Origin of the sequence: Spirosoma luteum DSM 19990 (assembly GCF_000374065.1) — a bacterium.
In the GTDB taxonomy this organism is placed as follows: Bacteria; Bacteroidota; Bacteroidia; order Cytophagales; family Spirosomataceae; genus Spirosoma; species Spirosoma luteum.
Map to the genome: position 1 here is coordinate 391,393 of NZ_KB893245.1, position 25,881 is coordinate 417,273.

Annotated in this window: 26 protein-coding genes; 17 read left to right on the forward strand and 9 right to left on the reverse strand. The window is 49.6% G+C overall.

The window, feature by feature from the left end; genetic code table 11:
* Window positions 1-488: 488 nt before the first annotated feature.
* From B156_RS0101680 to B156_RS0101700, 5 genes are all read right to left on the reverse strand, one after another.
* Window positions 489-1,538: a Hint domain-containing protein gene (locus B156_RS0101680; RefSeq protein WP_018617873.1), complete on the reverse strand. Its 1,050-nt coding sequence runs from the start codon at window positions 1,536-1,538 to the stop codon at window positions 489-491.
* A 50-nt stretch (window positions 1,539-1,588) separates the two neighbouring features.
* The gene (locus tag B156_RS0101685; RefSeq protein WP_026260532.1) at window positions 1,589-3,178 is read right to left on the reverse strand and encodes a flavin monoamine oxidase family protein; all 1,590 of its coding nucleotides are present in this window, start codon (window positions 3,176-3,178) and stop codon (window positions 1,589-1,591) included.
* Window positions 3,179-3,225: 47 nt separating this feature from the next.
* Complete coding sequence (locus tag B156_RS0101690; protein ID WP_018617875.1) at window positions 3,226-4,413, reverse strand: pyridoxal phosphate-dependent aminotransferase; 1,188 nt, start codon at window positions 4,411-4,413, stop codon at window positions 3,226-3,228.
* Between the two features lie 360 nt (window positions 4,414-4,773).
* On the reverse strand, window positions 4,774-5,241 hold the full coding sequence (locus B156_RS28730; protein WP_018617876.1) for a lipocalin family protein: 468 nt from the start codon (window positions 5,239-5,241) through the stop codon (window positions 4,774-4,776).
* A 195-nt stretch (window positions 5,242-5,436) separates the two neighbouring features.
* The gene (locus B156_RS0101700) at window positions 5,437-6,507 is read right to left on the reverse strand and encodes a DUF4097 family beta strand repeat-containing protein (protein ID WP_018617877.1); all 1,071 of its coding nucleotides are present in this window, start codon (window positions 6,505-6,507) and stop codon (window positions 5,437-5,439) included.
* A 422-nt stretch (window positions 6,508-6,929) separates the two neighbouring features.
* Here B156_RS0101700 and B156_RS0101705 point away from each other — a divergent pair, with 422 nt between their 5' ends.
* From B156_RS0101705 to B156_RS0101730, 6 genes are all read left to right on the forward strand, one after another.
* Window positions 6,930-7,949, forward strand: coding sequence for a porin family protein (locus tag B156_RS0101705; protein WP_026260533.1), 1,020 nt, complete (start codon window positions 6,930-6,932; stop codon window positions 7,947-7,949).
* 108 nt (window positions 7,950-8,057) lie between these two features.
* On the forward strand, window positions 8,058-8,624 hold the full coding sequence (locus B156_RS0101710) for a precorrin-2 dehydrogenase/sirohydrochlorin ferrochelatase family protein (RefSeq protein WP_018617879.1): 567 nt from the start codon (window positions 8,058-8,060) through the stop codon (window positions 8,622-8,624).
* Window positions 8,625-8,642: 18 nt separating this feature from the next.
* The gene (locus B156_RS0101715) at window positions 8,643-9,176 is read left to right on the forward strand and encodes an NADPH-dependent FMN reductase (RefSeq protein WP_018617880.1); all 534 of its coding nucleotides are present in this window, start codon (window positions 8,643-8,645) and stop codon (window positions 9,174-9,176) included.
* Between the two features lie 48 nt (window positions 9,177-9,224).
* Window positions 9,225-10,226, forward strand: a complete 1,002-nt coding sequence (locus tag B156_RS0101720; RefSeq protein ID WP_018617881.1) for an aldo/keto reductase — start codon at window positions 9,225-9,227, stop codon at window positions 10,224-10,226.
* Window positions 10,227-10,281: 55 nt separating this feature from the next.
* Window positions 10,282-11,292: an aminodeoxychorismate synthase component I gene (locus B156_RS28735; protein WP_018617882.1), complete on the forward strand. Its 1,011-nt coding sequence runs from the start codon at window positions 10,282-10,284 to the stop codon at window positions 11,290-11,292.
* Window positions 11,293-11,297: 5 nt separating this feature from the next.
* The gene (locus tag B156_RS0101730; RefSeq protein ID WP_018617883.1) at window positions 11,298-11,897 is read left to right on the forward strand and encodes an aminotransferase class IV; all 600 of its coding nucleotides are present in this window, start codon (window positions 11,298-11,300) and stop codon (window positions 11,895-11,897) included.
* Between the two features lie 219 nt (window positions 11,898-12,116).
* On the opposite strand, the gene prfA is transcribed toward B156_RS0101730, so the two are convergent.
* Window positions 12,117-13,190, reverse strand: coding sequence for a peptide chain release factor 1 (gene prfA / locus B156_RS0101735; protein WP_018617884.1), 1,074 nt, complete (start codon window positions 13,188-13,190; stop codon window positions 12,117-12,119).
* Between the two features lie 169 nt (window positions 13,191-13,359).
* Here prfA and B156_RS0101740 point away from each other — a divergent pair, with 169 nt between their 5' ends.
* A complete protein-coding gene (locus B156_RS0101740; protein WP_245563663.1) occupies window positions 13,360-13,941 on the forward strand; it encodes a hypothetical protein in 582 nt (193 codons plus the stop codon).
* Window positions 13,942-13,971: 30 nt separating this feature from the next.
* Window positions 13,972-14,613 (forward strand): Uma2 family endonuclease, encoded by a 642-nt coding sequence (locus B156_RS0101745; RefSeq protein ID WP_018617886.1) that lies wholly within the window; start codon window positions 13,972-13,974, stop codon window positions 14,611-14,613.
* Here B156_RS0101745 and mnmH read toward each other — a convergent pair.
* Both mnmH and B156_RS0101755 read right to left on the reverse strand, forming a co-directional pair.
* The gene (gene mnmH / locus B156_RS0101750) at window positions 14,586-15,635 is read right to left on the reverse strand and encodes a tRNA 2-selenouridine(34) synthase MnmH (protein ID WP_018617887.1); all 1,050 of its coding nucleotides are present in this window, start codon (window positions 15,633-15,635) and stop codon (window positions 14,586-14,588) included. The two genes, B156_RS0101745 and mnmH, sit on opposite strands and share 28 nt — an antisense overlap.
* Complete coding sequence (locus B156_RS0101755; RefSeq protein ID WP_018617888.1) at window positions 15,632-16,351, reverse strand: pyridoxine 5'-phosphate synthase; 720 nt, start codon at window positions 16,349-16,351, stop codon at window positions 15,632-15,634. The genes mnmH and B156_RS0101755 overlap by 4 nt, the downstream gene beginning before the upstream one ends.
* 134 nt (window positions 16,352-16,485) lie before the next feature.
* Between B156_RS0101755 and B156_RS0101760 the strand changes: the two genes are divergently transcribed.
* The 4 genes from B156_RS0101760 (at window position 16,486) to B156_RS0101775 (ending at window position 20,236) form a co-directional block, all read left to right on the forward strand.
* A complete protein-coding gene (locus tag B156_RS0101760; protein WP_018617889.1) occupies window positions 16,486-16,935 on the forward strand; it encodes a GatB/YqeY domain-containing protein in 450 nt (149 codons plus the stop codon).
* Window positions 16,936-17,043: 108 nt separating this feature from the next.
* The gene (locus B156_RS0101765) at window positions 17,044-17,571 is read left to right on the forward strand and encodes a CvpA family protein (protein ID WP_018617890.1); all 528 of its coding nucleotides are present in this window, start codon (window positions 17,044-17,046) and stop codon (window positions 17,569-17,571) included.
* Window positions 17,572-17,627: 56 nt separating this feature from the next.
* The gene (gene rlmN / locus B156_RS0101770) at window positions 17,628-18,689 is read left to right on the forward strand and encodes a dual-specificity RNA methyltransferase RlmN (protein ID WP_018617891.1); all 1,062 of its coding nucleotides are present in this window, start codon (window positions 17,628-17,630) and stop codon (window positions 18,687-18,689) included.
* Between the two features lie 125 nt (window positions 18,690-18,814).
* On the forward strand, window positions 18,815-20,236 hold the full coding sequence (locus tag B156_RS0101775; RefSeq protein ID WP_026260535.1) for an inorganic phosphate transporter: 1,422 nt from the start codon (window positions 18,815-18,817) through the stop codon (window positions 20,234-20,236).
* A 12-nt stretch (window positions 20,237-20,248) separates the two neighbouring features.
* On the opposite strand, the gene B156_RS0101780 is transcribed toward B156_RS0101775, so the two are convergent.
* On the reverse strand, window positions 20,249-21,124 hold the full coding sequence (locus B156_RS0101780) for a transglutaminase-like domain-containing protein (RefSeq protein WP_018617894.1): 876 nt from the start codon (window positions 21,122-21,124) through the stop codon (window positions 20,249-20,251).
* Between the two features lie 130 nt (window positions 21,125-21,254).
* On the opposite strand from B156_RS0101780, the gene galE reads away from it, so the two are divergent.
* From galE to B156_RS0101805, 5 genes are all read left to right on the forward strand, one after another.
* A complete protein-coding gene (gene galE / locus B156_RS0101785) occupies window positions 21,255-22,301 on the forward strand; it encodes a UDP-glucose 4-epimerase GalE (protein ID WP_018617895.1) in 1,047 nt (348 codons plus the stop codon).
* A 58-nt stretch (window positions 22,302-22,359) separates the two neighbouring features.
* Window positions 22,360-23,427 (forward strand): dTDP-glucose 4,6-dehydratase, encoded by a 1,068-nt coding sequence (gene rfbB, locus B156_RS0101790; protein ID WP_018617896.1) that lies wholly within the window; start codon window positions 22,360-22,362, stop codon window positions 23,425-23,427.
* An 81-nt stretch (window positions 23,428-23,508) separates the two neighbouring features.
* On the forward strand, window positions 23,509-24,369 hold the full coding sequence (gene rfbA / locus B156_RS0101795) for a glucose-1-phosphate thymidylyltransferase RfbA (RefSeq protein WP_018617897.1): 861 nt from the start codon (window positions 23,509-23,511) through the stop codon (window positions 24,367-24,369).
* A 414-nt stretch (window positions 24,370-24,783) separates the two neighbouring features.
* Window positions 24,784-25,188, forward strand: coding sequence for a hypothetical protein (locus tag B156_RS0101800; RefSeq protein WP_026260536.1), 405 nt, complete (start codon window positions 24,784-24,786; stop codon window positions 25,186-25,188).
* A gap of 75 nt (window positions 25,189-25,263) precedes the next feature.
* On the forward strand, window positions 25,264-25,878 hold the full coding sequence (locus B156_RS0101805; RefSeq protein WP_245563664.1) for a hypothetical protein: 615 nt from the start codon (window positions 25,264-25,266) through the stop codon (window positions 25,876-25,878).
* Window positions 25,879-25,881 lie beyond the last annotated feature (3 nt).

The following is a 25,881-nucleotide window of genomic DNA, read 5'->3' on the forward strand; positions in this document are numbered from 1 at the left end:
TTAAGTAATCACGCAGAATTAGATTGCATTAATAAAAGAGTTAAAATACTGATAATCAAAATTTTAAACCTTGATACTCTTATCATAAAATTGCCCAATTACTTATCGATAGTTACTTCGCAAAAAACCGAAGATAAATAAACATTTTTCAATCTATCCATACTATGATCTGTTTTCTCCGCAATGGTCCGCGTTTGTACGAATCGGCTGTTTGATTTTGTGACTAAGCTGGTTACAGCCGTCAATCGACTTACAGTGTTGGAAGAAAACACAACCATCTCTACGTAAAAAATACCCCATTGGGGTATTTTTTTTGCGTAAGAGGAAGGCTGATTGCAATGTGGTTAAGCAACGCGCTAGTTTGGCAGGAGATATTCCTGTTCGTGTTAGTGAGTACAGTGCATAAAAAGCAGTACGACGGCTATTAATCCATCCTGATAGCTACCGCACTGCTTTTATACGAGGTAGTCTGGTAGTCTGCCGGAAAGTTACTTATCCAACACGATAGTTTCCCCTATCAGATAAGCACCGGATTCGGTGGTTAGGTTATAGACTGCTTGTACCGAGCGCGTTTTTTGCTCAAGTTGGACTACGCTGTAAGCAACTACCTGATTGGTTCCCCGTTCGTACCGATACAAAACATCACCGGCCTTCACATCGCCGAGTGCTTTACGGCCCGTGGCGGTCAGTACAGGGTGGTTGGCGGTGGCTTCTAATAGCGTAGGGGCTGTGGGTGCCGTGCGTGTGTCGGCGGTGAGTTCATGGACGGCACTCAGCCATACACCTACCAGCTTGAAATCACGGTTGGTATGCTGCTCTATCTTTGTGATGGCAGTAGGCGTAAACGTCTTGGTTTGAGTGCTATAACCCAGTACCATATCACCCACGGCAAGACGGCTGATTTCTTTTGAAGAACCATCGGCCAGGGTCACGGGCGCATCCGGGGCGAAACAGAAGTTGTATTCTTCTTTTTTCTTTGCCCCGCCTTCATCCGATTTGCCCGCACCACCCGACAAAAGTCCGGCCATTTCGCGCGAGAGTACGAAGGTAAGAGTCGACATCAGGCCCGGCTCTTTTTCGCCCACGTATTTGAGGTCATCGATGTAGGCATCCCAGGCTTTACGGTCGGCGGAGGCACCGGGAATAACGAAGGGTTTTATCTCTCCCGACTTCTCGTTTTTGTAAATGGCGAGTAGGCCGAGCTCCTTCGTATTTTCGGCCGAAAAGATTTTGTACAGGTAAATTTTTCGGGTAATGCCATCGGTGTAGTTGAACACATAGGCCGGGCGTTCTTCGTAGCGGTCCAGAATAAACCCATCCGCTTTGAAATAGGTGTCTTTGTCGAGGTTGGCAATCTTGATGGCTTTGATTGCTTTTAGTTGTTCGAGCGTCATGCCAGCCGGGTCAGCATCGCTTTTGTATCCAACTGGTGAAGACTTCCCGAATGGCGTTGTTTCGGCCCAGACGCGCTGGCTGAGTAGTTGTGTGGTAATGGCACAGCAAAGGAAAACCAGGAACGATAGCAGGTTATTTCTCATGAGGTTGTTTGTTATGGAATCCGGCGTGCCGGGCAGTCGTAAAATAAAATTTATTTCTTCGTATATTCACCCACGCGGGCGTGAATGGCTTCTATCGCACGGTGGGCGGAGGTGAAGGCACCCGCCATCCAGGCGGTCAGGTACGTGGTGTGTTCACCGGCAAAGTATATGTTGTCATCTGCTTCCAGCAGGGCCGGGTAGTATTTTTTACGGGTACTGTCATCATACGTAGCCCAGCCGCCACCCGTGTAGGGAACACGGTGCCAGGCCAGCGAAAATGAATTCTCGAACTCGGCCGGGTATTGCGCGTGAATTTTTGCCCCCTGCGTCAGTGCCAGTTTCTCGCGGTCGGCTATGGGCAGGCTACCCACGGCTTCGGCCCGGCTGTAAAAATTGTAGTACCCAATCAACACGCCTTTCTTCCCCTGGAAACCGAACGACGGATACCATATCTGGTTAATATCCATGTTGGTCCGAGAAATGCCCCCGTAAATCCAGTCGTCTTCTTCCCAGAACCGTCGTTTGAATTGCAGACCAATTTTTCCCGTTTTAATGTACGGCACAAAGTCGGCGGCCCGCTTCACCGTTCCGGAAAGATCGGATTCGATATTTTTAAGCATGGGCAGCGGTAACGTACATACGCAGAATTCACCCGTTAGCTCAACGGGCTTACCCGCCTGCTGATACACCACCCGAACGCCGTTTTCGGTCTTGCGGAGCTCCGTTACGGGAGCGTTGAAAATTATCTTGTTGGTTAGTTTTTTCTCCAGTGCTTTGGGAATGGCATCCATCCCGCCGACGGGCTGCATGAGCGTGGTTTGCTGCTCATAGATGTAATCGCCAACATTGTAAAAAACGGGCTGCATGAATCCCGACCGGAGTAAATCCGTGAGGCCGAATGGGTCGGTTACCTCACCGGGCAGGGTGCCCGCCCCCGGCTCAGCTTTGCCTTTGTAGCCGCGCCTGTTGGTGCCCTTGTAGAGGTGAGCCGTATTGAGGTCGCCCTCATTCTTCAGGAAATCGACCAGCTTCTCAATGTCCTCTTTAGTCAGTTGCTGATCCAGGGCCGATTGGTCGAGGGATTTGGCGAGCAGTTCGGCGGTGTAGCCGCGCATGTCGTTATGGTATTCTTTGATACGAACCCGTCGATTCGCCAACGTATCCGTGCCCGTAGCATCGTCTGGGCGGTTATTGTACAGGTAGGCGGCTTCGTTGTTGCCATTGAACATTTCCAGCGGCACGCCCAACTCACGGCAGTATTGCAGAGTTAGCTGATGATGGTGCGGAATGCGGGCTGCTCCGCCGTTAAAATACAGGCCATCACCAAAGGAGCATGTTTGTGAGGCTCCCCCGTTCATTTCCGTTTCTTTGGTACCCCCCCGGATGGTCCAGACCCGGCCACCAGAGCGGGAGCGGGCTTCCAGAACGGTGCAATCGTAGCCTAGCTTACCCAGTTCGTAAGCCGTTGTCATACCGGCCAGACCGGCTCCCAAAATAATTACCTTCCGGCCTTTGCCATCAATTCCCTTCCCATTAGCGGGTAAGTTCAGGGCCGATGTGGGCGCGGGCTGCAACATTCCCCAGGCTAACAAACTAGCATAACTGGCACTGGTAGCGTTGATAAAGTCTCTTCGAGTCATTTTCTTTCAGGGGTGAGGAGTGCAGAACGAGGACCGCACTCCTAATACTAACCGACTACCTTTTTGAAGCCATCCACAAAAATGGCCATCTCGTCCATCGTGCCGATGCTGACCCGGCAGTAGGGTTGCCCGTTGAAGTCGCGGGTCTGGATACCAATTCCCTGAGCAAACATCTGCCCCTCGAAGGTTTTGGTTTTCATACGAATGGGAAACAGCATAAAATTCGCGTGCGTTGGAATCACCTCGTAGCCCATGTCGGTAAGGGTCTTAGTGGTGTAATCGCGGGCTTTGGCGTTTTCGGCCCGGCAGTGATTCTGCCAGTCGGTATCTTTATAGCTGGCAATACCGGCCATCAGGGTTGTGATGCTCACTGCAAATTCGGCGTTGGTGTACGCATGCAGCGTTTTGAGCATGTCGGGCTGGGCAATGGCATAGCCCAGACGAAGCCCGGCAAATCCGTGAATTTTGGAGAACGTGCGGGCCAGAATAACGTTCAGTCCCTCGGCTACAAGCTTGCCAAGTTTAGGCCGGTCGGCGGGTTCATAGAAGTCAATGTAAGCTTCGTCGATGAAGACCGGTACTTTGGGCGCAACTTCGCGGCAAAAAGCCTCCAGTTCAGCTGTTGGTAGAATCGTGCCGGTTGGGTTATTGGGGTTAACGATGTAGACCAGTTTTACGTCGGGGCGGCCCGCCGATGCGGTTAGGCGGGCTTTTATGGCAGCGAGGTCATATTTATAGTCTTTGGTCATGGGCAATGCCTCCACCTTGGCGCCAAACTTAGTGGCCCGCTGCAGCAGGTCATCGTAGGTCATAGCACTGGTCAGGATAGTCCCCTCACCTTTGGCAAAGTAATCGGCAGCAGCCATCAGTACATCCGACGATCCGGGCGACAGCATAATGTTTTCCGGCTTCACCATATCGTCGGCAGCAATCATCGTTTTTAATTGTCCGAACTCAGTCCAGGCATACCGGTTACTTACTTCCGTTGCTTTTATCAGGGCTGCTTTGGCGTTGGCCGAGATACCGAGTGGATTCTCGTTGGCAAACAACCGCGCCCGGAGTTTCGGCATTTTGTCGAACGGATCATCGGCAAAAGCGAACTCATTGGTAAAGCCCGAAACGAGTGGAGCAGTAGGAGTAGCCGCTTCTGCGGATGTAAACCGACTCAAACCGAAACCTGCCGTAAGAAGACCGCTAGCCCGTAGCCAGTCCCGGCGATTTAGTTGTGATGACATGATGATTTTTGGATTTATTAAGGATTTAATGATAGAAAACCAAAGATAACTCCTTAACACCTAAGGTTTTGTGAAAGTACGGATTAATTAGGATAAAAAAACGCCTTTTCCGCTAAAACACTTATAAATTATTCTGCCAATAACATTCAAAGCAAAACTTACTATGACTATGTAATTGTATTTGCCGAATAAATGATGGTTATTTTTTGATAAGAGGTGTTTTGATGGTGACTTATTGAACGGTAAATTAAGGATGACTTTCGTGGCAGATTGGCGCGTTGCTAATTAATTAAAAGGCATAAAAAATGGCCGATGTTAATACACCGGCCATTATCGTACTATGTTGGAAGTAACGATTTACTATTGCTTTAAATAAACAAGCTGAACACTATACTTAACCAGTTCCACTTTTTTTGTTGTTGGATTAGTGAGCGAATCACCTGTCGCGATAACTGTACCAAGAAGCTGAGCAGGTATTTTTGTCGCGTCCAGTGTATAAACGTCCGTGCTGCCCTTGGAATCTTTTAACGTTAGCGTAGAAGCAGTGGATTCCCAGTTCCCACTGTAGTCAAGTACAACTCCATTTGCGCGCTGAGTGCCTGTAAAAGTCTTATCCGTTTTAGTGGTAAACATATCCTGGTAGTTAAAAATAGCAGGATCGTTATCCGCATTATTCGCGGCATAAGGAGCCACAAAACCACTCGTACGGATTCTGTCTAACTTCCATGTTCCTACCAGTGGGTCAGGTGCCGGGTCACTACTTTTTGAGCAGGAGTTAAGGCCGGCGAATCCAATTACCAGACAGATTACATATAGGTACTTTTTCATAGTCGATTGTTTTTAACCAATTCAGAGATATAAGGAATGTAAGGGGCGTAAACTACAAAAAAAATAGACAGACAACCATCCTTTATACGTTGAAACCTCACTTTTTGATGCAAGGGCCAGAGAAAAAATAAGAAGGTGCCTGATAGAGTATACCACTGAGGTTCTTTATCAGGCACCTTCTTTCCAAACCCGTTTCTATTGGTTCACGTACACACTGCCGCTATTAGCCGAGAGCGTTACCGCCACGCCACCGCCATTCAGCGTGCCTTTAATGTGATCTTTTTCAGTATCCCCACTGAAGTTGTTGAGTGGGATTTTGATGCGGTTACCACTCAAGTTCAGGCTGATTCCTTTATTGAGGGGCATTTTTACGTTGATATTGCCCGCGCTGGTAACCAGCCGAACGGGCCCATCCAGTTTGGTTATGCTTACATCGACACTACCCGCGCTGGTACTGGCGTCGATACTCCCCGATACGTTAGCCAGCCGCACCGACCCGCCCGATGTGCCCGCTTTGAGGTCACCGTCAATATCGCTGCCGTTCACACTGCCTCCGCTGGTTTGAGCATCGATGTTTCCCTTCAGGTCGGTGAGCCTGATACTGCCCCCGGACGTGTGCAAACGCAGAGTTCCCGACGAAGATTTGGCTTCAATACTGCCACCAGAGGTTTGCAGGTCGATGCGGTCCGATGTTTCGGCCTGCTTGCAACGGTCGAGGTGGATGCTGCCGCCGGATGTTTGGCCGTTGATATCACCGTTAATATCAGTCATGTTCAGGCTACCGCCACTGGTGCGGAACTTCTGCGGACCAGTCAGAGCGGCCAGACTTATACTGCCACCCGATGTACGCAGGTCGGTAGAAACATTACGGGGTGTGTAAAATTTGAACCCAATGCTCAGTGATTTCTTCCAGCGGTCCGTCGTACGGTCATTGTTATTACTCCGGCGTTTGGCGGTGGCAATGATGGTACTCCCTTCCTGCGTAATGCTGATGTCATAATCTTTTAGCCTTTCCTGAATCTCGGCTTTGTCCAGATTAGTGTTTCCGTTGTTGCCGTGTACATACATTTCCACCTTGGCGTTCATGTCGGTACCACCTTCAATGGTCAGACTACCGCCCGATGTTTCGGCCCGCACTGCTTTGATGTTGCCCGAAAAGGTTTTGGTTTGGTAAGGTGTCCTGTCGTCGGTACGGCCAGGGACGAAGGAGGTAAGCGCGATTGTGCCCGCGCTCAACAGGGTTAGTAGAAACTGGTTGCGTTTCATAATGGTCGTTTGTTTATACCGTAAAGATGCTGTTTAACGAATGAAGGTTGCACACACCCGGATTTCTTTACCGTTCTGCCATTAAAACGGCACCCAGCCTCCCTGGCGATTCATCTACCCGCAAAGTGAACTGAACTCTAATTCCAATGCGCCAAAGCCGGTACCGACCACGTTTGAACCACTGGCTATTTACAAATAAGCCATGTTGGTTATTGAAGGCAAAAGTACTGGCTAAACAAATGTGCGTTTGATTCCAGCGTTAGGCTAAATGGCTGATTACCTATCCCTCCCGGGGGACTACGCTGTAATGTAACTTCCCGGGAGGGATAGATAATCAGGGGGTAGAATCCTTTCTTTTCTCAAACATTCCAAACCGGATGGCAGTTTTAAAATTGAATGATTCTTTACTCAACTTTACCGTTATGAAAAATTTAATGAAAACAACTTTATTACTGGCATTCCTCTGTGGGACGGGTCTGGTGTACGGCCAGCAGAATTCAAACGACGACCGCAATCAGAATGGTAACCGCAGTTCCGAAGACCAGCGCGAACGGTACAACAATCAGCGGGATTTCCGGCAGGACCGGATGCAGGATGAACGTGATGACCGGCAAATGCAGGAAAGACGCGAAAATCAGCGTAGGGACGATATTTTCGAGCAACGCCGGAACTACAACATGCGCGACAACAACAGTCGGGCCTACGACAATCGCTATGAAAGCCGGATGGACGCGGGCGACCGGTACAAGAACACCTATGACGAGCGTGACCTGAGTAAAGCGTATGACCAGGGATACGATGATGGACTGAACTCTGCTGAGAAAGAACAGCGACAGGAGCGCCGGGATAATTATCAGAACTTCGCGTTCGGTATTTATGGCGGTGCAAACGTAACCCGTTTTGCTGGAGAAGATACCCAAGGTAACGCCCTCAGCGGCCGGTTGGGATATCAGTTAGGACTCTTCTTCCGGGGTGGTGGCCGGGTTTATGGTCAGATAGGGGCTGAATACCTCACCTCCAGCTCCGACATTTCGACCGTTAGTAGCACTACGGCATTGCCATCCAGCTCAACCGCTATTTCGTATAACAGCATTACCTCCAATGTAAACCAGCAATACATCCATGTACCCGTGTACATTGGTTTCAAGCTGGTCGAATCAGATCGGGGTGTATCGGCTGTTCGGTTCCAGATAGGGGCAGAACTAGCCGCTCCGCTGAAAATTGTCAATGACCTTAACACATCGGCTCCCAATGCTATCAAGCAAAGCAACCTGGCTTCTACTACATTTAATGGATTAGCCAGTCTGGGATTCGATGCCGGTCCTCTTTTCCTGTCAGCCGTATATCATTATGGTTTCCAGGATATTCTGAAAGAACCGGTTGATGGAATTGTGAATTCCCAACGCAGGATACTCAGTGTCAATGTGGGGTTGAAATTTTAATAACGTCAGTTCGTTGACCTGAACGAGTCGGTCAGTTAGTGAGTTTAGTTGGTGGTAGATTACTTTTGTAGTTACCGCTGCAAACTCACCAACCGACCGGCTTTTTTTATGAATACACTCTTCCCCATTTTCGTTAAGGCAGAGAACCTGCATACGCTCATTGTGGGTGGTGGGTACGTAGGTCTGGAAAAGTTAACGGCCCTGCTTGGTAACGCGCCCGCTGCCCGTATCACCCTGATAGCTCCCGACATCCGGGATGAAATTCGGGAGTTGGCCCGGCAGAACCCCAGGATTCAGCTTGTTCAGGAGCCTTATCACGCTGTCTATCTGTCGGATAAAGACCTGGTTATTGCGGGTACTAACGACAAGGCGGTCAACAAACAGGTGCAGCTTGATTGTAAAGCGCATCGTATCCTGGTCAACGTAGCTGACACCCCCGATTTGTGCGATTTTTACCTGAGTTCGGTCGTGAAGAAGGGTGACCTTAAAATTGCCATCTCGACCAATGGTAAATCCCCCACGTTTGCCAAGCGGTTCCGGGAGGTGCTGGAAGAAATCCTGCCCGACAGCCTACAGGAAACCCTCGATAACCTGACCGCCATCCGTAATCAGCTAAAAGGCGATTTTGTCCAGAAAATGGAGAAACTAAACGAGATAACGAAGGTGTTGCGGTAAGTAACAACCCGGTATCCGATGCGTATTCTCACCATATCCGGCAGTTTGCGGGCGGCATCAACCAACACCCTGTTGCTGGAGGCTATCGCAGAGTTGGCCCCTCCATGGGTAACCGTTAGCCGCTATAGCAGCCTCGATAACCTGCCTCATTTCAGCCCCGAACGGGATACCGATCCGGCACCCGAAGCCGTAACCGCCCTTCGTACGCAACTTAGGGAAGCCGACGCAGTCATCATCTGTACACCCGAATACATTCATAGTATGCCGGGCGTTCTGAAAAATATGCTCGACTGGATAGCGTCGTCGGGCGAGTTCATCAATAAACCAGTAGGCGTTCTTAGCGCGAGTCCTTCCGATATGGGTGGCACACGGGCGCACACAGCCTTGTGGCACACCATGGAGGTTTTGATGGCGCAAGTACCCGAAAAGGCATCGCTGATTATTCCCTTCGTTCGGCAGCGGATGGATGCCGATGGACTGATTACCGACCCGGCTCTAAAACAGGAACTGCAAACGGTGTTAACAACACTGATAGATACAGTCGGGACGTAAACGGCACAAGTCTGGAAATCTTTCTTTGTCTCAAAATAACGAACCAATATGAAAAACAGAACACTGGGAAACACAGGCGAACAACTATCCGCTATTGGGCTGGGCTGTATGGGTATGAGCCACGGCTATGGCACGCCCGATGATATGGAAAGCATTGCCACCCTGCATAGAGCACTGGATCTGGCTATCAATTTCTGGGACACGGCCGATATGTACGCGAATGGTGTCAATGAAGAACTGGTTTCGCGGGTACTGATGCCTAATCGGGATAAGGTATTTATCGCCACCAAGTTCGGGTTCCGGCATAAGGAGGGTGTTTCAGGTATTGGTGGTCTACCGGGGACTTATTTCGACGGTTCGCCCGCCTGGATGAAACAGGCCGTTGAGCATAGCCTGAAACGGCTTAGAATCGACACCATTGACCTCTATTATGCCCACCGAATCGACCCGAATGTGCCGGTTGAAGAGATGGTGGGCGCAATGGCTGATTTAGTAAAAGAAGGTAAAGTGCGTTACCTCGGCCTGAGCGAAGCCTCGGCGGCTTCCATCCGCAAGGCTCACGCTGTTCACCCGATTGCTGCCCTGCAAAGCGAATATTCCCTACTGACCCGCGATGTAGAAAAAGAAGTACTGGGCACCGTTCGTGAACTGGGTATCTCGCTGGTGCCCTACTCACCGTTAGCAAGGGGGCTCATTACCAACACGCTCGATGTAACACAACTGGATGCCAAAGATTTTCGGCGTACCCTGCCCCGCTACAATGATGAGAACCGGGATAATAACCAGTCGCTGGCGAGTGCATTTGCCGATTTGGCGGCCGACAAACAACTAACGGCGGCTCAACTGGCATTGGCCTGGGTACTGGCGCAGGGCGATGATATTATCCCGATTCCCGGTACGAAGAAGCGGAAATACCTCGAAGAAAACGCGGGAGCAGTTGAGGTAGTCCTTTCGAAATCAGACTTGGAAGCTATCGAGGCATTACTGGCCCGTTACCCAAACACGGGTCCGAGGTACAGTGAAGGAGCCCTCAAGCTGGTGAATCGCTAGAGAGCAGAACTGAATGTGCCCGCGTCCTAGCGGCAGCTACCAACGAAATTTTCCCATGACTTTTGACCAGGCAATTGACCAGATGAATGCGTATGGGCGGCAACGTCAGCCGTTTTTGTTTGTCCTGGATTTTGATCTCAAACGGCCCCTTGTCCTGCGCCCGAACGAGTGGAAGACGCATGATATTGCCTTTGATTTTTCGGGAACACCAGCCCCGGCTTCTCCTGAGCCATTCTGGTTTCGCCGGTATCCCATGCCGTTTGAACAATACCGGATTGGGTTCGATTATGTGGTGAAGAACATTCACCTGGGTAATTCGTTTCTGGTAAACCTGTCGGGGCAAACGCCCATAGAAACCAACCTCGCCCTGGCCGATATATACGCCCGTACTACAGCCCGCTATAAACTTCGGCTGGCTAACCAATTCGTGTGTTTCTCGCCGGAACCGTTCGTACAGATTCGGGGCAACCGGCTGTTGAGTTTCCCGATGAAAGGCACTATTATGGCCAATCTGCCAAATGCCGAAGCGACTATTCTGGCCGATGCCAAAGAAGCCGCCGAACACGCCACCATCGTTGACCTGATTCGGAGCGACCTGAGTCGAATTGCTCAAAAAGTGTGGGTAGAACGGTACCGCTACATTGACCGGATTGACACGCATGAGGGTGGTCTGCTCCAGGTGAGTTCGGAAATAGCAGCCCTGTTACCCGACAACTGGCGCGACCAGCCCGGTACGTTGCTGGCCAGTCTGCTACCTGCCGGGTCGATTAGCGGGGCACCCAAACCCAAAACAATCAAACTTATTCACCGTGCCGAACAATACGACCGGGGCTATTACACGGGGGTTTGCGGGTATTTCGACGGCGAGCATCTGGATAGTGGTGTTATGATCCGGTTTATCGAAAATCAGCAGGGGCAGCTCGTTTTCAAAAGTGGTGGCGGCATTACAGCCCGTTCCAATGCCTGGTCGGAGTATCAGGAACTGATTGACAAGGTGTATTTACCGGTAGCCGTCGAAGTCGACTCATCGATAAAATCACCGGTAAAATCGTCGTTTATCCAGTGATTCCTATGCTCTTCTGTCTGGAAACAATTTGCATCCGAAACCGGCAACTTCAGAATCTTTCGGCGCACAACGACCGGTTCAACCGCACCCGGCTGGCCTGTTGGCAACTGCACAAACCTGCCCGGCTTGAAGACGTCATTCAGCTGCCCGATTGGCTGCTGCCAACAGAGACCTACAAGTGCCGCGTAACGTACGGGCCAGCTATAGAGACGATTGAATTTGAGCCATACCACATCCGGCCCGTACAGCGTCTGGCCCTGGTGGATGCGGATGGATTACATTACGGACATAAATACGCTGACCGGCAGGCCATCAACAATCTGTTTGCCCGGCGTGACTCTGCCGACGATATTCTTATGGTGCGCGATGGTTTACTGACGGATACCTCGTATGCCAACGTAGCCTTGTTTGATGGAAAACGCTGGCATACTCCGGCAAAACCTCTACTCGAAGGCACGCAACGCGCCCGGTTGCTGGCTGATGGAATCCTGCACCCCGCCGACATACGCCCCGCCGATCTGCCTCAGTTCGAGAGCATCAAATTAATGAACGCCATGCTCGACTGGGAGCAAACTACGCCCATACCTACACAGGCCGTTCGCTAACGATGGCACCTGAAGTAACCTGCCACGTTACCCAGGTATACGGGTAGCGGGAAGGAGTGTTTGAATTGGTAAATCACCGGGAGGGGAGGAATGAGAAGACGTGGGCGTAGTTTTGCAGGTAGTCAACTAAACAAAAAATGGGCTACTAAACATCGTCTGGTGTCTGGTAGCCCATGTGTTATCACCGGCGTCGCTGATGCTTATCGGTAAAAGAATAGATTAAACCGTTGCCCCTTCCTTCAGTCGTTCGGCGTTCTCGGCTATGCGGAGCTGCTCGATGAAGTCGCCAATGTCGCCGTCCATCACGGCGGGCAGATTATGCGTAGTAAGACCAATACGGTGGTCAGTTACACGGCTTTGCGGGTAGTTATAAGTTCTGATTTTGTCGGATCGGTCGCCACTGCCAACCATCGTTTTGCGCTGGGAAGCAATAGCCTCGTTGTGCTTCTTGAGTTCCATCTCGTAGATACGGGAACGCAGAACGGTCAGGGCTTTGTCGAAGTTTTTCAACTGCGAACGTTCATCCTGACACTGCACGACCATTCCCGTGGGGATGTGGGTCAACCGAACGGCGGAGTAGGTTGTGTTTACGGACTGACCACCCGCACCCGACGAGCAGAAGGTATCTTTCCGAATATCGTTCATGTTGATGTCAACATCCACCTCTTCCGCTTCGGGCAGTACGGCCACGCTGGCCGCGGAGGTATGAATGCGTCCCTGCGTTTCGGTGGCGGGTACGCGCTGCACCCGGTGAACGCCCGATTCGAATTTGAGTTTGCCGTACACATCCTCTCCTTCTATTTCGGTCACGATTTCCTTGTAGCCGCCCGATGTGCCTTCGGTAAAATCAACCAGCGACATGCGCCAGCCCATTTTTTCGCAGAAACGCTGGTACATCCGGAAAATATCGCCCGCAAAAATAGCGGCTTCGTCGCCCCCGGTGCCGCCCCGAATTTCCAGAATGACGTTCTTGCTGTCATTGGGGTCTTTCGGCATTAGCATCTCTTTCAGCAGCTCCTCCAGCTCCTCCCGGCGGGGTAGTAACTCATCAAGCTCCGCTTTGGCTAAGTCTCTGAAATCTTCGTCCTTTTCGGTCGCCACGATCTGTTTGGCATTTTCGATTTCCTCGAGCAGTTGCGTATAAGCCCGATACTGCGCTACAATCTTCTCCAGATCTTTATATTCTTTACTCAGCTTCATAAATCGCTTCTGGTCAGAAACGGCTTCTGGCTGCACAATTTGCTGGGATACTTCGTTGAAGCGTTCGCGAATGGCTTCTAACTGGTCAAGCATAGTATATTACTTTATCTGCCAGGGTTGTGGCAGTGATACAGACAAGTATGAAATACAAAATTACAAAAATCGCGGCAGTTCGATTATGTATTGGTTGATTGCAACCAAGCCGTTGTTGGTGTGGTTTTCTATCTGAATGACGATATGTATCACTATTGAGTTCCTGTTTATGAAACGCCACCTGCTTTCCAGTCTATTACTAATTACTTTTTTATTTTCCTGCAATCCCGAGCGGGTGCATTATACCACCGAATTAAAGCAGGAAATGGCCGACTCAAAAATCAAGCGTATAACCAACGCCGACCTTATTGCCACGGTAGATAATCTGGGCGGAAAGATTAGTGCGGTTATTCAGAAAGATTTAGCGACGCAGCTTCAGAGAACAACCGACCCGGCGGAGCGGGCCAAACTTTGCCAGTTAGTGAACTTGCCCCGAATCAAAGCCATTGCTAAGAGTTATGAAGTCGATATAAGGCTGCTGGGAGCGGCTGATATACAGAGCAAAATGCTGGACGCAAAAGAACGGGAAATTCTGGATGCGTACCGGTATAGCGTGGGGCAGAAACAGGTACCAATTTCCAATATTCAGAAAATCGATGATACATCGTACGTGTACAACGCGGTTGTTCCGCTGAATAGTCTAATCTGCGATGCCTGTTTCGGGAAAGACACCCTTCCCTTTGCCGTCTGGCACATCGGTTTTCAGAAGCGTGAAGTGGTCCGTCGGATGCAGTCCTCGAAGAAAAAGTAAGTATCTTTCGTAGAAACAGATTTTGCTGACATGGAAGCAGTTGCTCTTAAACTACCGATGACTCTCCAGGAGCGTAGTGATGCGCCTGACGAAATTCGTATTCAGGCTACGTGGGAGGAATACCTGGAACTGGCCGGGCAGGTTCCCTATAACATTGACTACTATGAAGGGGAAATTATTTCGATGAGCCAGGCCACTGATTTACACGAGCAGTTGATTGCACAACTTATTACGCTGTTTAACAATTTTCTCGACGACCAACCCGATTATCGGGTGCTGGGCAGCAATGTCAAAATTTGTATTTCGGAGGGATTGGCCGAATTCAACGCTGATTTGTCCGTTGTCAACGGGCCTTCAGACTATGCGCTTTTGCCAAGTGGACGCCAATCGACAGCCCGTATTAAAAACCCGGAAATTGTAGTCGAGGTTTTATCAAAGAGTACCAAAGCCTATGATCAGTCCGATAAACTGGACCAGTATCGGCTAATCCCGTCTCTGCGACATATTCTTTTCATTAGCCAGGAAGAGGTATTTGCGCGGGTGTATTCCCGCACGGAGCAACCCTTTCAGTGGATTGATACCGATTACCGGTCTATTAATGATGCCATTCAGGTAGGCCAGCTGGCACTACCCCTGCGAACTATTTACCGTAAAACGGCTTTAGCTGTCTGACCATCAGCCCAGGCAATCAACTGCCTTGCCGTTTCTGTCGGCTTATCTTCCCGAATTTCTATAGGATGAACCTGAGTCGCATCGCGCTGGGACAGGCCGTGTAAATAGGCTTTATCGTAGTAGTCCAGCGTAAGGTCGGCCACGGTAGCATAATCGTTTCGCATCAGGGCATCCAGTGCCTCTTTCGTTACTTTCCCGCCCAGGCGCTTCTGAATCCGTTCCGTTGCATCCACTAATAGCTGATGGTCGATACCGGCGTATTCGTGAACCAGACGTTCTACCCGGCACGATTTTGTTACATCGATAAAAGCAACCGGCGCGGCCCGCATCTGGTGCCAGAGTGGCATCGGAATAAAGCAGGAACCGATGCTCCGGCTTTCGTCTTCAAGCCAGATGCGTTTGGTACAGTCGAGTTGCCGCCACTGCTGATGAATAAGATTTTCAAACTGTTCCGTAGCGGGTTGTGGGTCCTGACCAATAGCCCCGTAGGTTGAGCCTTTATGATTGGCCAGCCCTTCCAGGTCGATGATTTGTTCACCCTGCCGGGCCAGTTCCTTCAGAATATCGGTTTTGCCGCTCCCCGTTTTACCCCCCAGAATTAGCAGCTTTTTAGGCTCCAGAAAGGCTGAAAGTACCGTGTTTCGGTACGCTTTGTAGCCGCCCACCAGCGTCGATGCCGTGAGTCCGGCAGTGTCCAGCAACCAGGCAAACGAGCTGCTGCGCATGCCGCCACGCCAACAGTGAACCAGTACTTCTTTCCCCTGTGGGTTGAGTTTTTTCGACTGTTTTACAAAGTCAGCCAATTTTGGTCCTACCAGAGAAAGTCCGAGCAAAACCGCTGAATCTTTGCCCGCGTTTTTATACTTTGTACCCACCTGCGCCCGCTCGTCATTATCGAATAGGGGAATACTAACCGCCCCCGGAATATGCGCATGCTGGTACTCTCCCGGCGACCGGACATCGATAATGGGCAGGGTTTGGGCTTTGTCTAAAAACTCTTCAACCGGGTGTTTGTGAATCATTGGATGCTCAGGCAGCGTAAATAGAGTTGAATAGTATTCTCCAGACCCAGATAAAGAGCATCGCTTATCAGCGCATGGCCAATGGAAACTTCTTCGAGGTGGGGTATCTGCTCATTAAAATAACGTAGATTTTCCAGGCTCAAATCGTGCCCGGCATTCAGGCCCAGGCCAATTTCCGTAGCTCGTTTGGCCGCGCGAACAAAGGGAGCAACGGCCGATTCCGGGTCCTGGAGATACTGCGTGGCGTATGGTTCGGTGTACAGCTCAATCCGGTCCGTACCAACTGCTTTCGCGCCATCAATCATCCGTTCGTCGGCATCCACGAAAATGGAAACGCGGATACCATCGGCTTTAAACGTGTCGATCAGTTTTCGCAGGTGGTCGGCGTGGCGAATGGTGTCCCAGCCTGCATTGGATGTAATGGCATCGGGCGCATCGGGCACGAGCGTTACTTGGGCTGGTTTTACCCGTTTCACTAACTCAATAAATCGCTCGTCGGGATTGCCTTCAATGTTGAACTCAGTCGTAACCACTTCATGTAGGTCCAGCACATCCTGATACCGAATGTGCCGTTCATCGGGGCGGGGGTGTACGGTAATGCCCTGCGCACCAAAACGTTCACAATCGAGGGCAACCTGTACCAGATTCGGGTTATTGCCGCCCCGCGCATTCCGAAGGGTCGCAATTTTGTTAATATTTACGCTTAAACGGGCCATGTATAGTAAAGAGCGAAAGTACGAAAGAGCGAAAGAGTTAATTGGCGCTCTTGGTTTTGTAACTTTGCAGCAAGAGTGAAGGTTCAGTAGTTTTTTATCGCTCTTTCACTCATTCACTCTTTCGTTCTTTAACTATGTCGCTAAAACAACAAATCGACGCGGATATAAAGCAGGCCATGCTGGCTAAAGATCAGGATAAATTACGGGCACTCCGGGCTATAAAATCAATGATTTTGCTCGAAGAAACCAAAGAAGGACAGCACGGCGATCTTAAACCCGAAGACGAGACCCGAATTCTGACCAAAGCGGTGAAGCAGCGAAAAGACTCGGCCGATATTTACCGGCAGCAAAACCGCCCCGATCTGCTGACCGTAGAAGAAGCCGAGATTGCCGTTATCGAGAAATACCTGCCCCAGCAACTATCGGAAGCTGAGTTGAAAGAAAAACTACAGACCATCATGAATCGCATCGGTGCATCGGCTTCCTCGGATATGGGTAAGGTGATGGGAGTTGCCACGAAGGAACTGGCTGGTCAGGCGGATGGGAAAGCCATCTCCGCCATGGTGAAGACGCTACTTTCTTAAAGAGCAAAAGAGTGAAAAGTGAAAGAGTGAATGAACGACTCCGATAACTTTCACTCTTTCGCTCTTTCACTCATTCGCTCTTTAAATTTGAACACACTCGACTTACTTATGCTGATTCCCCTGGCCTGGGGAGCGTTTAACGGTTACCGCAAAGGACTTCTGGTCGAAATTGTGGGCATCATTGCGTTTGTGGTGGCTATGATTGTGGGCTTCAAGTTTCTGGGATTTGGTATTGAGCTTTTAAGCCCGTATATCAGCCGGGAAGTGGCCCGACGAATTCTGCCGTGGCTGGGTTTTTCCATCATCTTTTTCCCGACGGTGATGATGATTAATCAGGTAGGCTTCACTATCCGGCGATCCCTCAAATACTCGGTGCTAGGTACGTTCGATAGCGTAGCGGGGGCAGCCGTCGGTGTTTTTACGTGGGTATTTGGAATTAGTGTCATTCTTTGGCTGTTGAGTTATATGAATGTAAAAATGCCGCCCCGCCAGGTCGAAACGGCTTTTTTGTATCCTTATATTCGGCCCATTGCCCCAAAAGTGATGGATAAAGCCGCGGTATGGGTGCCGAAAGGACTGGAAGAAGGGAAAAAATGGCGGGCAGAAAATATAATGAGTGAAAGAGCGATAGAGTGAAAGGCCAGTTTTATTCCTGACGCTCTTTTATTCTATCGCTCTTTCACTCTTTGACCATGAAACAGGACATCCGCAAAACAACGCCCGCTCAACTGAAAGACTGGCTTACCCAGCAGGGTGAACAGGGCTTCCGGGCGAAACAGGTGCACGAGTGGCTTTGGAAGAAATCGGCCCGGTCGTTTGAGCAAATGACGAACCTGTCATTGTCCACGCGGGACTTGCTCAATGCTCATTTTGAGATTCGACCGCTTACCATTGCTGAAGAACAGCGCAGTAACGACGGCACCATCAAATCCTCGTTCCGGCTCTTCGACGGTAATCTGGTGGAAGGGGTGCTGATTCCAGCTTTGCGTAATAGCGACCAGGAGCGCGACGGCGCACCGAGAATGACGGCCTGTGTATCGAGTCAGGTAGGTTGCTCGCTGACCTGCAAATTCTGCGCGACGGGCTATATGGACCGTAAGCGCAACCTGGATGCCGCCGAAATTTATGACCAGGTAGTGGCCATTGACCGGCAGGCGAAAGAGAATTATGATGCCCCGCTTTCCAACATCGTGTACATGGGCATGGGAGAGCCGCTGTTGAACTACAAAAACGTCCTCGAATCCGTCGACCGCATCACCTCGCCCGATGGCCTGGGAATGTCGCCGAAGCGAATTACGGTTTCTACAGCGGGTATCGCCAAAATGATACGGCAACTGGGCGATGATGCCGTGAAGTTTAATCTGGCGTTGTCCTTACACGCGGCTAATGACCAGAAACGCGATCAGATTATGCCCATCAACGAGAGCAATACGCTTGACGTGCTGGGCGATGCGCTGGGTTATTTTTACAAAAAGACGGGTACCCGGATTACCTTCGAATACATCCTGTTCTACAACTTCAACGACACAGTACAGGACGCTCAGGAACTCTGGAAGTTTACAAAGCGTGTTCCGGCCAAGATTAATATCATTGAATACAACCCCATTGCGGAGGCAAACTTCAAAAATACCGATCCTCAGACACTGGATAAGTTTGCCGGATTCCTGGAAAGTAAAGGCGTGACGGTCAATGTGCGTCGGAGCCGCGGAAAAGACATCGATGCCGCCTGTGGTCAACTGGCCGGAAAGAAGTAACGGGGTCAACTACCTTACGTGTGTTAACAATTTGGTAATACGGCTCTGCGCTGTTTGGCGTACTTTTGTGGCAATCATCAGCTTACGGACCCACCGTTGGCCTGTTCACAGAAGACAACTTTCTCATGTTTGGATTAGAAACGGATGTTTTTATCCTCCTCTTCATCAGCCTCTTCGCTGCCTGTGCCTTTGAATTTGTAAATGGTTTTCATGATACGGCAAACGCCGTTGCTACCGTCATTTACACCAACTCGCTAAAACCAACCGTTGCCGTTGTCTGGTCGGGCATTTGCAACTTTGCGGGGGTTTTACTGGGCGGTATCGGGGTGGCCATGGGTATTGTGAACCTACTGCCGGTCGAGTTGCTGGTCGATCAGAACGTATACCACAGCATCGCCATGGTATTAGCCCTGCTGATCAGCGCTATTATCTGGAACTTGGGAACCTGGTATTTTGGTTTGCCCAGTTCCAGTTCGCATACGTTGATTGGTTCTATTCTGGGAGTGGGCCTGGCGTTTGCCACAATGCCCGAAAACAAGACAGGGTCTGCCGTTAACTGGGATAAAGCCATCGAAACGGGCGAAGCGCTGCTGCTGTCACCCCTGCTGGGTTTTAGCCTGGCCATTATATTGATGTTTTTACTTCGCCGGTTCGTGAATGAGGAAGCCAAAGCCCAGTTGTTCAAAGAGCCTAAAAAAAATGCTCCTCCGCCAGCCTGGATTCGGGCTATCCTGGTCACGACCTGTTCGCTGGTGAGTTTCTTCCACGGAAGTAATGACGGTCAGAAAGGAGTAGGGTTAATTATGCTTATCCTGATTGGCGTCGTTCCGTACCATTTTGCCATTAAAACCGATCTCGACCCCAGCCTTCTAAGTACTAATATTAGCGGGATTGAGCAAAGCATCGCTACGCTGGATTCAACCCGCCTTTCGGCGGTTAACCGGGCCCGGTTAATGCAGACGCGAAACGAACTGGCCGGATTGAATAAACTGGTCAATGGTCCTTTGGTTGACAACAGGATTCCAAACGAGGAGAGACTGGAAGTTCGTCGTGACCTGTTGCTGATTAACAGCAATATGAAAAAAATTGTGGAAGACGAAGGGGCTAACCTGAGTGCGAGTCAGGTGGCAACGCTGAACGTAAACCTGGGCGAAGAAAAAGGGCTGCGCCGGTTCACGGACTACGCGCCGTTGTGGGTTATTTTGATGATTGCCCTATCCTTAGGACTCGGGACCATGATTGGTTGGCGACGGATTGTAGTGACCGTAGGCGAAAAGATTGGTAAACAGCACCTGACGTACGCGCAGGGTGCGTCTGCCGAGCTGGTAGCCGCCGTCATGATTGGCGTAGCGTCGGGCCTGAAACTACCCGTTAGTACTACACACGTGCTCTCATCGGGCATTGCGGGTACTATGGTAGCTAACAAAGGCATTAAAAACCTCCAGGCTGATACGGTTCGTAACATTGCTCTTGCCTGGATACTTACACTGCCCGTTACGGTACTGTTATCGTTTACGCTCTACATATTCTTCCGCTGGCTGTTGTAGAAGCCAGGTTCGTTAGCGTTGCGTGTAATCAGACAAAGGTAAGCCGTCGCCATCATCGCGAACGGTATTGAGAATCTGTTCAACTTCGCGAACCCGTTCGGTATCGCCGTTTTTCTCGAAAGCCAGGGTCAAATTCCGGAGTACCCGCCGAACGATGTCGGCATTGGTGCAGGGCTGATAAAAGGTGTCCAGCCGTTTAATGTTCAACTGGTCGATGTACTGGTCAATGTCCTTGGTAGTGAAAACCAGCCCCCGGTTAAATACGTTGATGTAAAACTGAACACCCGCGTTGTTTTTGTAGGTGAGCACAAACAAGTTAGGCAGATTTACGCCGTAAACGGGCAGATTTAACCGTTTGGCAATGAGCATATACAGTACACAAAGCGTGATGGGATTGCCCCGGCGCGATTCGAGCACCTGATTGATCATGGAATTGGCCGGGGAGTGGAAATGCTTCGTGTTGGGCGCAAATTTCAGTTTCGAGAAAAAAGCCGTATTCATCGCCTTTATCTGTTCATCGGGATGCATATCCATTTTGAAGTCCACCCACACATCATAGAACAACTGTTCAACATCCTGCTTGAGCTTATGCAGCGAGAGGTCAGGATATTGATAGGTGGCCACAATCCACAGTCCTTCCAGTAAATCCATTGCCCCGCCGTTTTTCCAGTCGCGCATCCGGTCCAGAACGGATTCGTATTGGAGGTCATGGATAATTTCTTCGATGCGCTTCTGGAGGGCGGAATTAAAACTCCCTTCCCACTCCGTTTCCAGGAGTGGAATCATTTGCCCGCCCATCTGCCGAATTCGCTGTTCGACGTGGTCCACAACTTCCGGGTCTTCGTCGTCCAGAAGCGAAATAAGGGCTTTCAACTCGTTGTCGTTCATTCGTATAGATTACCAGGCTGAGTATCCTCAGAATAAATACTACTTTCGTAAACCTCCTGAATATACTACTTTTGTTGGGTTGTACGACCTGCTACGTTAAAGTAGCAACAAAATTTTCATAGAAAACAGTTTGACTCCTACAGGCAATTCCCCCAAAATTCTGGTTACCGGCGGAGCTGGGTTTATTGGTTCCCACACGGTTGTTTCGCTGGTTGAGGCTGGTTTTGAACCGGTTATCATTGATGATTTCTATAACTCAGAGCGTTCTGTACTCGACGGATTAAAGGCGATTTTAAATCGGGATATTACCTGCTACCCGGTTGATTGTAATGACGCTGCGGCCATGGCCGACATCTTCCAGAAAGAAAGCCCCGCTGGTATTATTCACTTTGCGGCTTACAAAGCCGTTGGTGAATCGGTGGCTGAACCGCTGAAATACTACCGTAATAATCTGGACTCGCTGTTATTATTGCTGGAAATGATGCCCAAATACGGTGTGCAAAACCTCGTGTTTTCGTCGTCCTGCACCGTTTATGGTCAGCCAGAGCAGTTGCCCGTTACGGAAGAAACGCCCCGTCTGCCTGCGCAGTCACCTTATGGGAACACGAAAGCCATTGGCGAAGACATCATTCGGGATGCTGTACGGGCCAAGCTGCCCGTCAAAGCGCTGGCGCTTCGGTATTTCAATCCAATCGGGGCACATCCTTCTGCCGAAATCGGTGAGTTACCCTTGGGCGTTCCCGCCAATCTTGTTCCCTTTATCACGCAGACGGCGGCCGGTATCCGGTCCAGCCTGACCGTGTATGGCAACGACTATGACACGCCGGATGGTACCTGCATTCGCGACTATATTGATGTAATGGATTTGGCGGATGCCCACGTGGCGGCTCTCCGTAAGCTAATCAATGAGTCAGCCACGAGTCTCTACGATGTGATTAACATTGGCACTGGCAGGGGTGAAACCGTTCTAAACGTTATAAAAACGTTTGAACAGGTAACGGGTGTCGATGTAAACTATCAGATTGGCCCACGCCGGGCTGGCGATGTGGAACAGGTTTATGCCGATGTCTCGAAAGCCAATCAGGTGCTGGGATGGACAGCCCGTCGTTCGCTGGCCGAATCATTGCGTGATGCCTGGAAGTGGCAGCAGAAAATCAGCCAGCGTGAGCGAAAGTAAGGTTCGCCGGTATGCTTATTGCACATTGCTAAAAACAGTAGATAAGAAACAATAAATCATGAAACTATTAATCACCGGTGGGGCCGGATTTATCGGGTCGCACGTTGTCCGGCTGTTCGTTACCAAATACCCTGAATACCAGATTTACAACCTCGATGCGTTGACCTACGCCGGGAACCTGGCCAACCTGTCGGACATTGAGCACGCGCCAAACTATACGTTCATAAAAGGGGATATTACCGACGCCAAATTTCTGGAGGATATGTTCACCGAACTTTCCTTTGATGGGGTCATCCACCTCGCAGCCGAATCGCACGTCGACCGCTCCATTACCGACCCCATGTCGTTCGTGATGACCAACGTGGTTGGAACGGTAAACCTGCTCAATGCCGCCAAAGATAGCTGGAAGGGTACCGACGGTAAGGCAGCTTACGAGGGTAAGCGTTTCTATCATGTCTCAACCGATGAGGTGTACGGTTCCCTCCACAATCCGGAAGATTTCTTTACCGAAGAAACGGCTTATGAGCCGCAGTCTCCTTATTCCGCTTCCAAAGCGGCTTCGGATCATTTTGTTCGGGCTTATGGCAACACCTACAAGTTGCCGGTAGTAATCTCTAACTGCTCCAATAACTACGGTCCGAATCACTTCCCGGAGAAACTGATTCCGCTGATGATTCATAACATCCAGACCAACAAACCGCTGCCCGTGTACGGCAAAGGAGAGAACGTCCGGGACTGGCTGTATGTCGTCGATCATGCCCGCGCTATCGATGCCGTTTTCCACACCGGCAAACTGGGCGAAACTTATAATATTGGTGGTTTTAATGAATGGAAGAACCTCGATCTGGTACACCTGCTATGCCAGATTATGGACCGCAAGCTGAATAGGGAAGAGGGTACTTCCGCTAAATTAATTACCTACGTAACGGATCGGGCCGGGCATGACCTTCGGTACGCCATTGATGCCCATAAGATTATGAATGAACTGGGCTGGCAACCGTCGCTTCAGTTTGAAGAAGGTCTCGAAAAAACGGTCGACTGGTTCCTGGCCAATCAATCCTGGCTCGACAATGTCACATCAGGTGCCTACCAAGGCTATTATCAGGACATGTACGCAAATCGTTAACAAAGGTGAAAGAGCGAATGAGTGAATGAGCGTTTTCAATGCTTTCACTCATTTGCTCTTTCACTCTTTTACTCGTTAAACATGAAAGGAATTATATTGGCCGGAGGTTCCGGCACGCGTCTTCATCCGCTTACGCTTGCGGTATCCAAGCAGTTGATGCCCGTTTACGATAAGCCGATGATTTATTATCCGCTGTCGATTTTGATGTTGGCTGGTATCCGGGAAATTCTCATTATTTCGACTCCGCACGACCTGCCTCATTTTGAGAAACTCCTCGGCGATGGTGAACGGCTTGGTTGCCAGTTTACGTACGCCGTTCAGCCTAGCCCCGATGGGCTGGCGCAGGCATTTATCATTGGCGAAGAGTTCATTGGCAATGAAAAGGTGGCTCTGGTGCTGGGCGATAATATTTTTTACGGTTCGGGACTATCTAAGTTGCTTCAGGCCAATAATGATCCGGATGGTGGCGTGGTATATGCTTACCAGGTAAACGATCCTGAACGCTACGGCGTGGTTGAATTCGATGAGCAGTTCAATGTTTTATCCGTTGAGGAGAAACCCGACAACCCGAAGTCAAATTATGCCGTTCCGGGGTTGTACTTCTACGATAATGAAGTAGTTGATATTGCTAAAAACATTAAGCCTTCCCCACGCGGTGAACTGGAAATTACGGATATAAACCGGGTCTATCTGGAGCGTGGCAAACTAAAAGTCGGCGTTCTGGACCGGGGAACCGCCTGGCTCGATACGGGTACATTTGAATCATTGATACAGGCCGGGCAGTTCGTACACGTAATTGAAGAGCGACAGGGGCTGAAAATTGGTTGTCCGGAAGAGATTGCCTATCGCATGAAATTCATCACAGCCGACCAGTTGACAACCATTGCCAAGCCATTGGTTAAAAGTGGTTATGGTGCCTACCTGCTAAACCTCCTGAAATAAGAAAAGAAACTGACCACATCAGCGCCTTGTGGGTTGACTGATAAAAAAATGCCGGGGCAAATTGCTCCGGCATTTTTTATTAACCTAACCTATAAGAAATATCATTATTGGTGCTTGCTCCAGTAGCAATGGCATCAACTATAGGCCAAAGGTACAACCTGAAGCAGGCCAGATAAAGAGAATAAATACTGTTTTTAGTTACTGTAATCAGAGTAGGCGAAAATCCGCACTTTAGTACGTAGTTCTACGTAATAGTATATTCTTTGTTTAAGTTAAACTGTTGTCTATTAGTTAATTAAGTTATTTCGTTAGTGAACAGGAAATATGGGAATAAGCGCTTCATGTTGTATGTTCGCTACGCTTTCCGGTTTTATCCATCCCCCTATTTTTTACTTTATTATCTCTTTTAAGCGCATGAACGATTCTATTTTTAATGAAAATGCAGGGCGTTTTCTCACTGCTAAAGAAACCCAATCCCTCAAAGAGGCATACCGCAATTGTAAATTGGCCTGTGGTGGAAAAGAGGAGGAATACACTCGCTCGGAGTTTTTCGGTCTCGACAGAGTAAAGCAACTGCTGAAGCAAGCTGGCTGTGTGGGGATTCGTGTCCATTATGCCAACCGTTGGGAAAATGAGGATGGGAAGCCTACCGAAGTGGGCAAGGGGGAATTTAAGCCCCGTGTTTTGCTAACGGGTGTCGATGCAAGGGGGAGGGATTTGGGCACTCAGCCAAACACGGGTGGCCTTAAAGATGATGGCGATTCGGGGGATATGGTAGTGGGTGATGGATGGACGTGTCCCAAACAGTGTGCTACGTAGTTGGAAGGGCATTAAATCATGATAGAAAGACTTTTTCATCTAATTGAAAAATACCCTTTAAATTTAGTTTCTCATTTGTTCAGTCTGCTTCCAATCGTGCTGGGGCTGACCTTTTTCAATTGTCTGTCAAAGAGTTATAGGCTTGTTCTGTTGCTGTTTGCGCTCTATTTCATCAGTGATACGTATTCGCTCTGGCTGGTTATGGCGCGGGTGAGTACGTACCCCATCCAAAACCTACAACCGCTATTTGAAATAAGCATCGTAACTGCCGTTTACCTAAACAGTTTTCAAAAAAACGAGACGGAGAAATGGGTGAAACTCGCTGCTATTCTGAGTGCAATCATTATTATTTTCAGTTATCGGCAAAATACTATTTCAACGGTTGGCCTTACCACACAACGCCTGTTTGAAACAGTAGTGGTACTGCTCTACTTCAATAAAATACTGATAGAAGCACGGGTGAAAAATATCCTGTTCCATAGCATGTTCTGGCTAAGTTCGGGATTGTTGATTTATTCGGCCGGTACATTCTTCTTTTCACTTTTTAGCTCATACCTGTACAGCGATACCATTACAAATGAAGAATTCGACCCGTTCTGGAAACTGAATCAAATTTTGTTCATTATACTCTGCCTGATGTCGTCCGTTGGTATATGGGTTTGCAGGTACGAAACGGATAACCTGTCTTAACAG

What these genes read in the sequence shown, in the direction of transcription:
- B156_RS0101680 (WP_018617873.1), bottom strand. Translation starts at nt 1,538, where the DNA reads ATGAGAAATAACCTGCTATCGTTCCTGGTTTTCCTTTGCTGTGCCATT.
- mnmH (WP_018617887.1), bottom strand. Translation starts at nt 15,635, where the DNA reads ATGATTCACAAACACCCGGTTGAAGAGTTTTTAGACAAAGCCCAAACC.
- B156_RS28730 (WP_018617876.1), bottom strand. Translation starts at nt 5,241, where the DNA reads ATGAAAAAGTACCTATATGTAATCTGTCTGGTAATTGGATTCGCCGGC.
- prfA (WP_018617884.1), bottom strand. Translation starts at nt 13,190, where the DNA reads ATGCTTGACCAGTTAGAAGCCATTCGCGAACGCTTCAACGAAGTATCC.
- B156_RS0101760 (WP_018617889.1), top strand. Translation starts at nt 16,486, where the DNA reads ATGTCGCTAAAACAACAAATCGACGCGGATATAAAGCAGGCCATGCTG.
- rfbA (WP_018617897.1), top strand. Translation starts at nt 23,509, where the DNA reads ATGAAAGGAATTATATTGGCCGGAGGTTCCGGCACGCGTCTTCATCCG.
- rfbB (WP_018617896.1), top strand. Translation starts at nt 22,360, where the DNA reads ATGAAACTATTAATCACCGGTGGGGCCGGATTTATCGGGTCGCACGTT.
- B156_RS0101730 (WP_018617883.1), top strand. Translation starts at nt 11,298, where the DNA reads ATGCTCTTCTGTCTGGAAACAATTTGCATCCGAAACCGGCAACTTCAG.
- rlmN (WP_018617891.1), top strand. Translation starts at nt 17,628, where the DNA reads ATGAAACAGGACATCCGCAAAACAACGCCCGCTCAACTGAAAGACTGG.
- B156_RS0101780 (WP_018617894.1), bottom strand. Translation starts at nt 21,124, where the DNA reads ATGAACGACAACGAGTTGAAAGCCCTTATTTCGCTTCTGGACGACGAA.
- B156_RS0101800 (WP_026260536.1), top strand. Translation starts at nt 24,784, where the DNA reads ATGAACGATTCTATTTTTAATGAAAATGCAGGGCGTTTTCTCACTGCT.
- B156_RS0101745 (WP_018617886.1), top strand. Translation starts at nt 13,972, where the DNA reads ATGGAAGCAGTTGCTCTTAAACTACCGATGACTCTCCAGGAGCGTAGT.
- B156_RS0101700 (WP_018617877.1), bottom strand. Translation starts at nt 6,507, where the DNA reads ATGAAACGCAACCAGTTTCTACTAACCCTGTTGAGCGCGGGCACAATC.
- B156_RS28735 (WP_018617882.1), top strand. Translation starts at nt 10,282, where the DNA reads ATGACTTTTGACCAGGCAATTGACCAGATGAATGCGTATGGGCGGCAA.
- B156_RS0101690 (WP_018617875.1), bottom strand. Translation starts at nt 4,413, where the DNA reads ATGTCATCACAACTAAATCGCCGGGACTGGCTACGGGCTAGCGGTCTT.
- B156_RS0101685 (WP_026260532.1), bottom strand. Translation starts at nt 3,178, where the DNA reads ATGACTCGAAGAGACTTTATCAACGCTACCAGTGCCAGTTATGCTAGT.
- B156_RS0101765 (WP_018617890.1), top strand. Translation starts at nt 17,044, where the DNA reads ATGCTGATTCCCCTGGCCTGGGGAGCGTTTAACGGTTACCGCAAAGGA.
- B156_RS0101705 (WP_026260533.1), top strand. Translation starts at nt 6,930, where the DNA reads ATGAAAAATTTAATGAAAACAACTTTATTACTGGCATTCCTCTGTGGG.
- B156_RS0101715 (WP_018617880.1), top strand. Translation starts at nt 8,643, where the DNA reads ATGCGTATTCTCACCATATCCGGCAGTTTGCGGGCGGCATCAACCAAC.
- B156_RS0101775 (WP_026260535.1), top strand. Translation starts at nt 18,815, where the DNA reads ATGTTTGGATTAGAAACGGATGTTTTTATCCTCCTCTTCATCAGCCTC.
- B156_RS0101710 (WP_018617879.1), top strand. Translation starts at nt 8,058, where the DNA reads ATGAATACACTCTTCCCCATTTTCGTTAAGGCAGAGAACCTGCATACG.
- B156_RS0101755 (WP_018617888.1), bottom strand. Translation starts at nt 16,351, where the DNA reads ATGGCCCGTTTAAGCGTAAATATTAACAAAATTGCGACCCTTCGGAAT.
- B156_RS0101740 (WP_245563663.1), top strand. Translation starts at nt 13,360, where the DNA reads ATGAAACGCCACCTGCTTTCCAGTCTATTACTAATTACTTTTTTATTT.
- B156_RS0101720 (WP_018617881.1), top strand. Translation starts at nt 9,225, where the DNA reads ATGAAAAACAGAACACTGGGAAACACAGGCGAACAACTATCCGCTATT.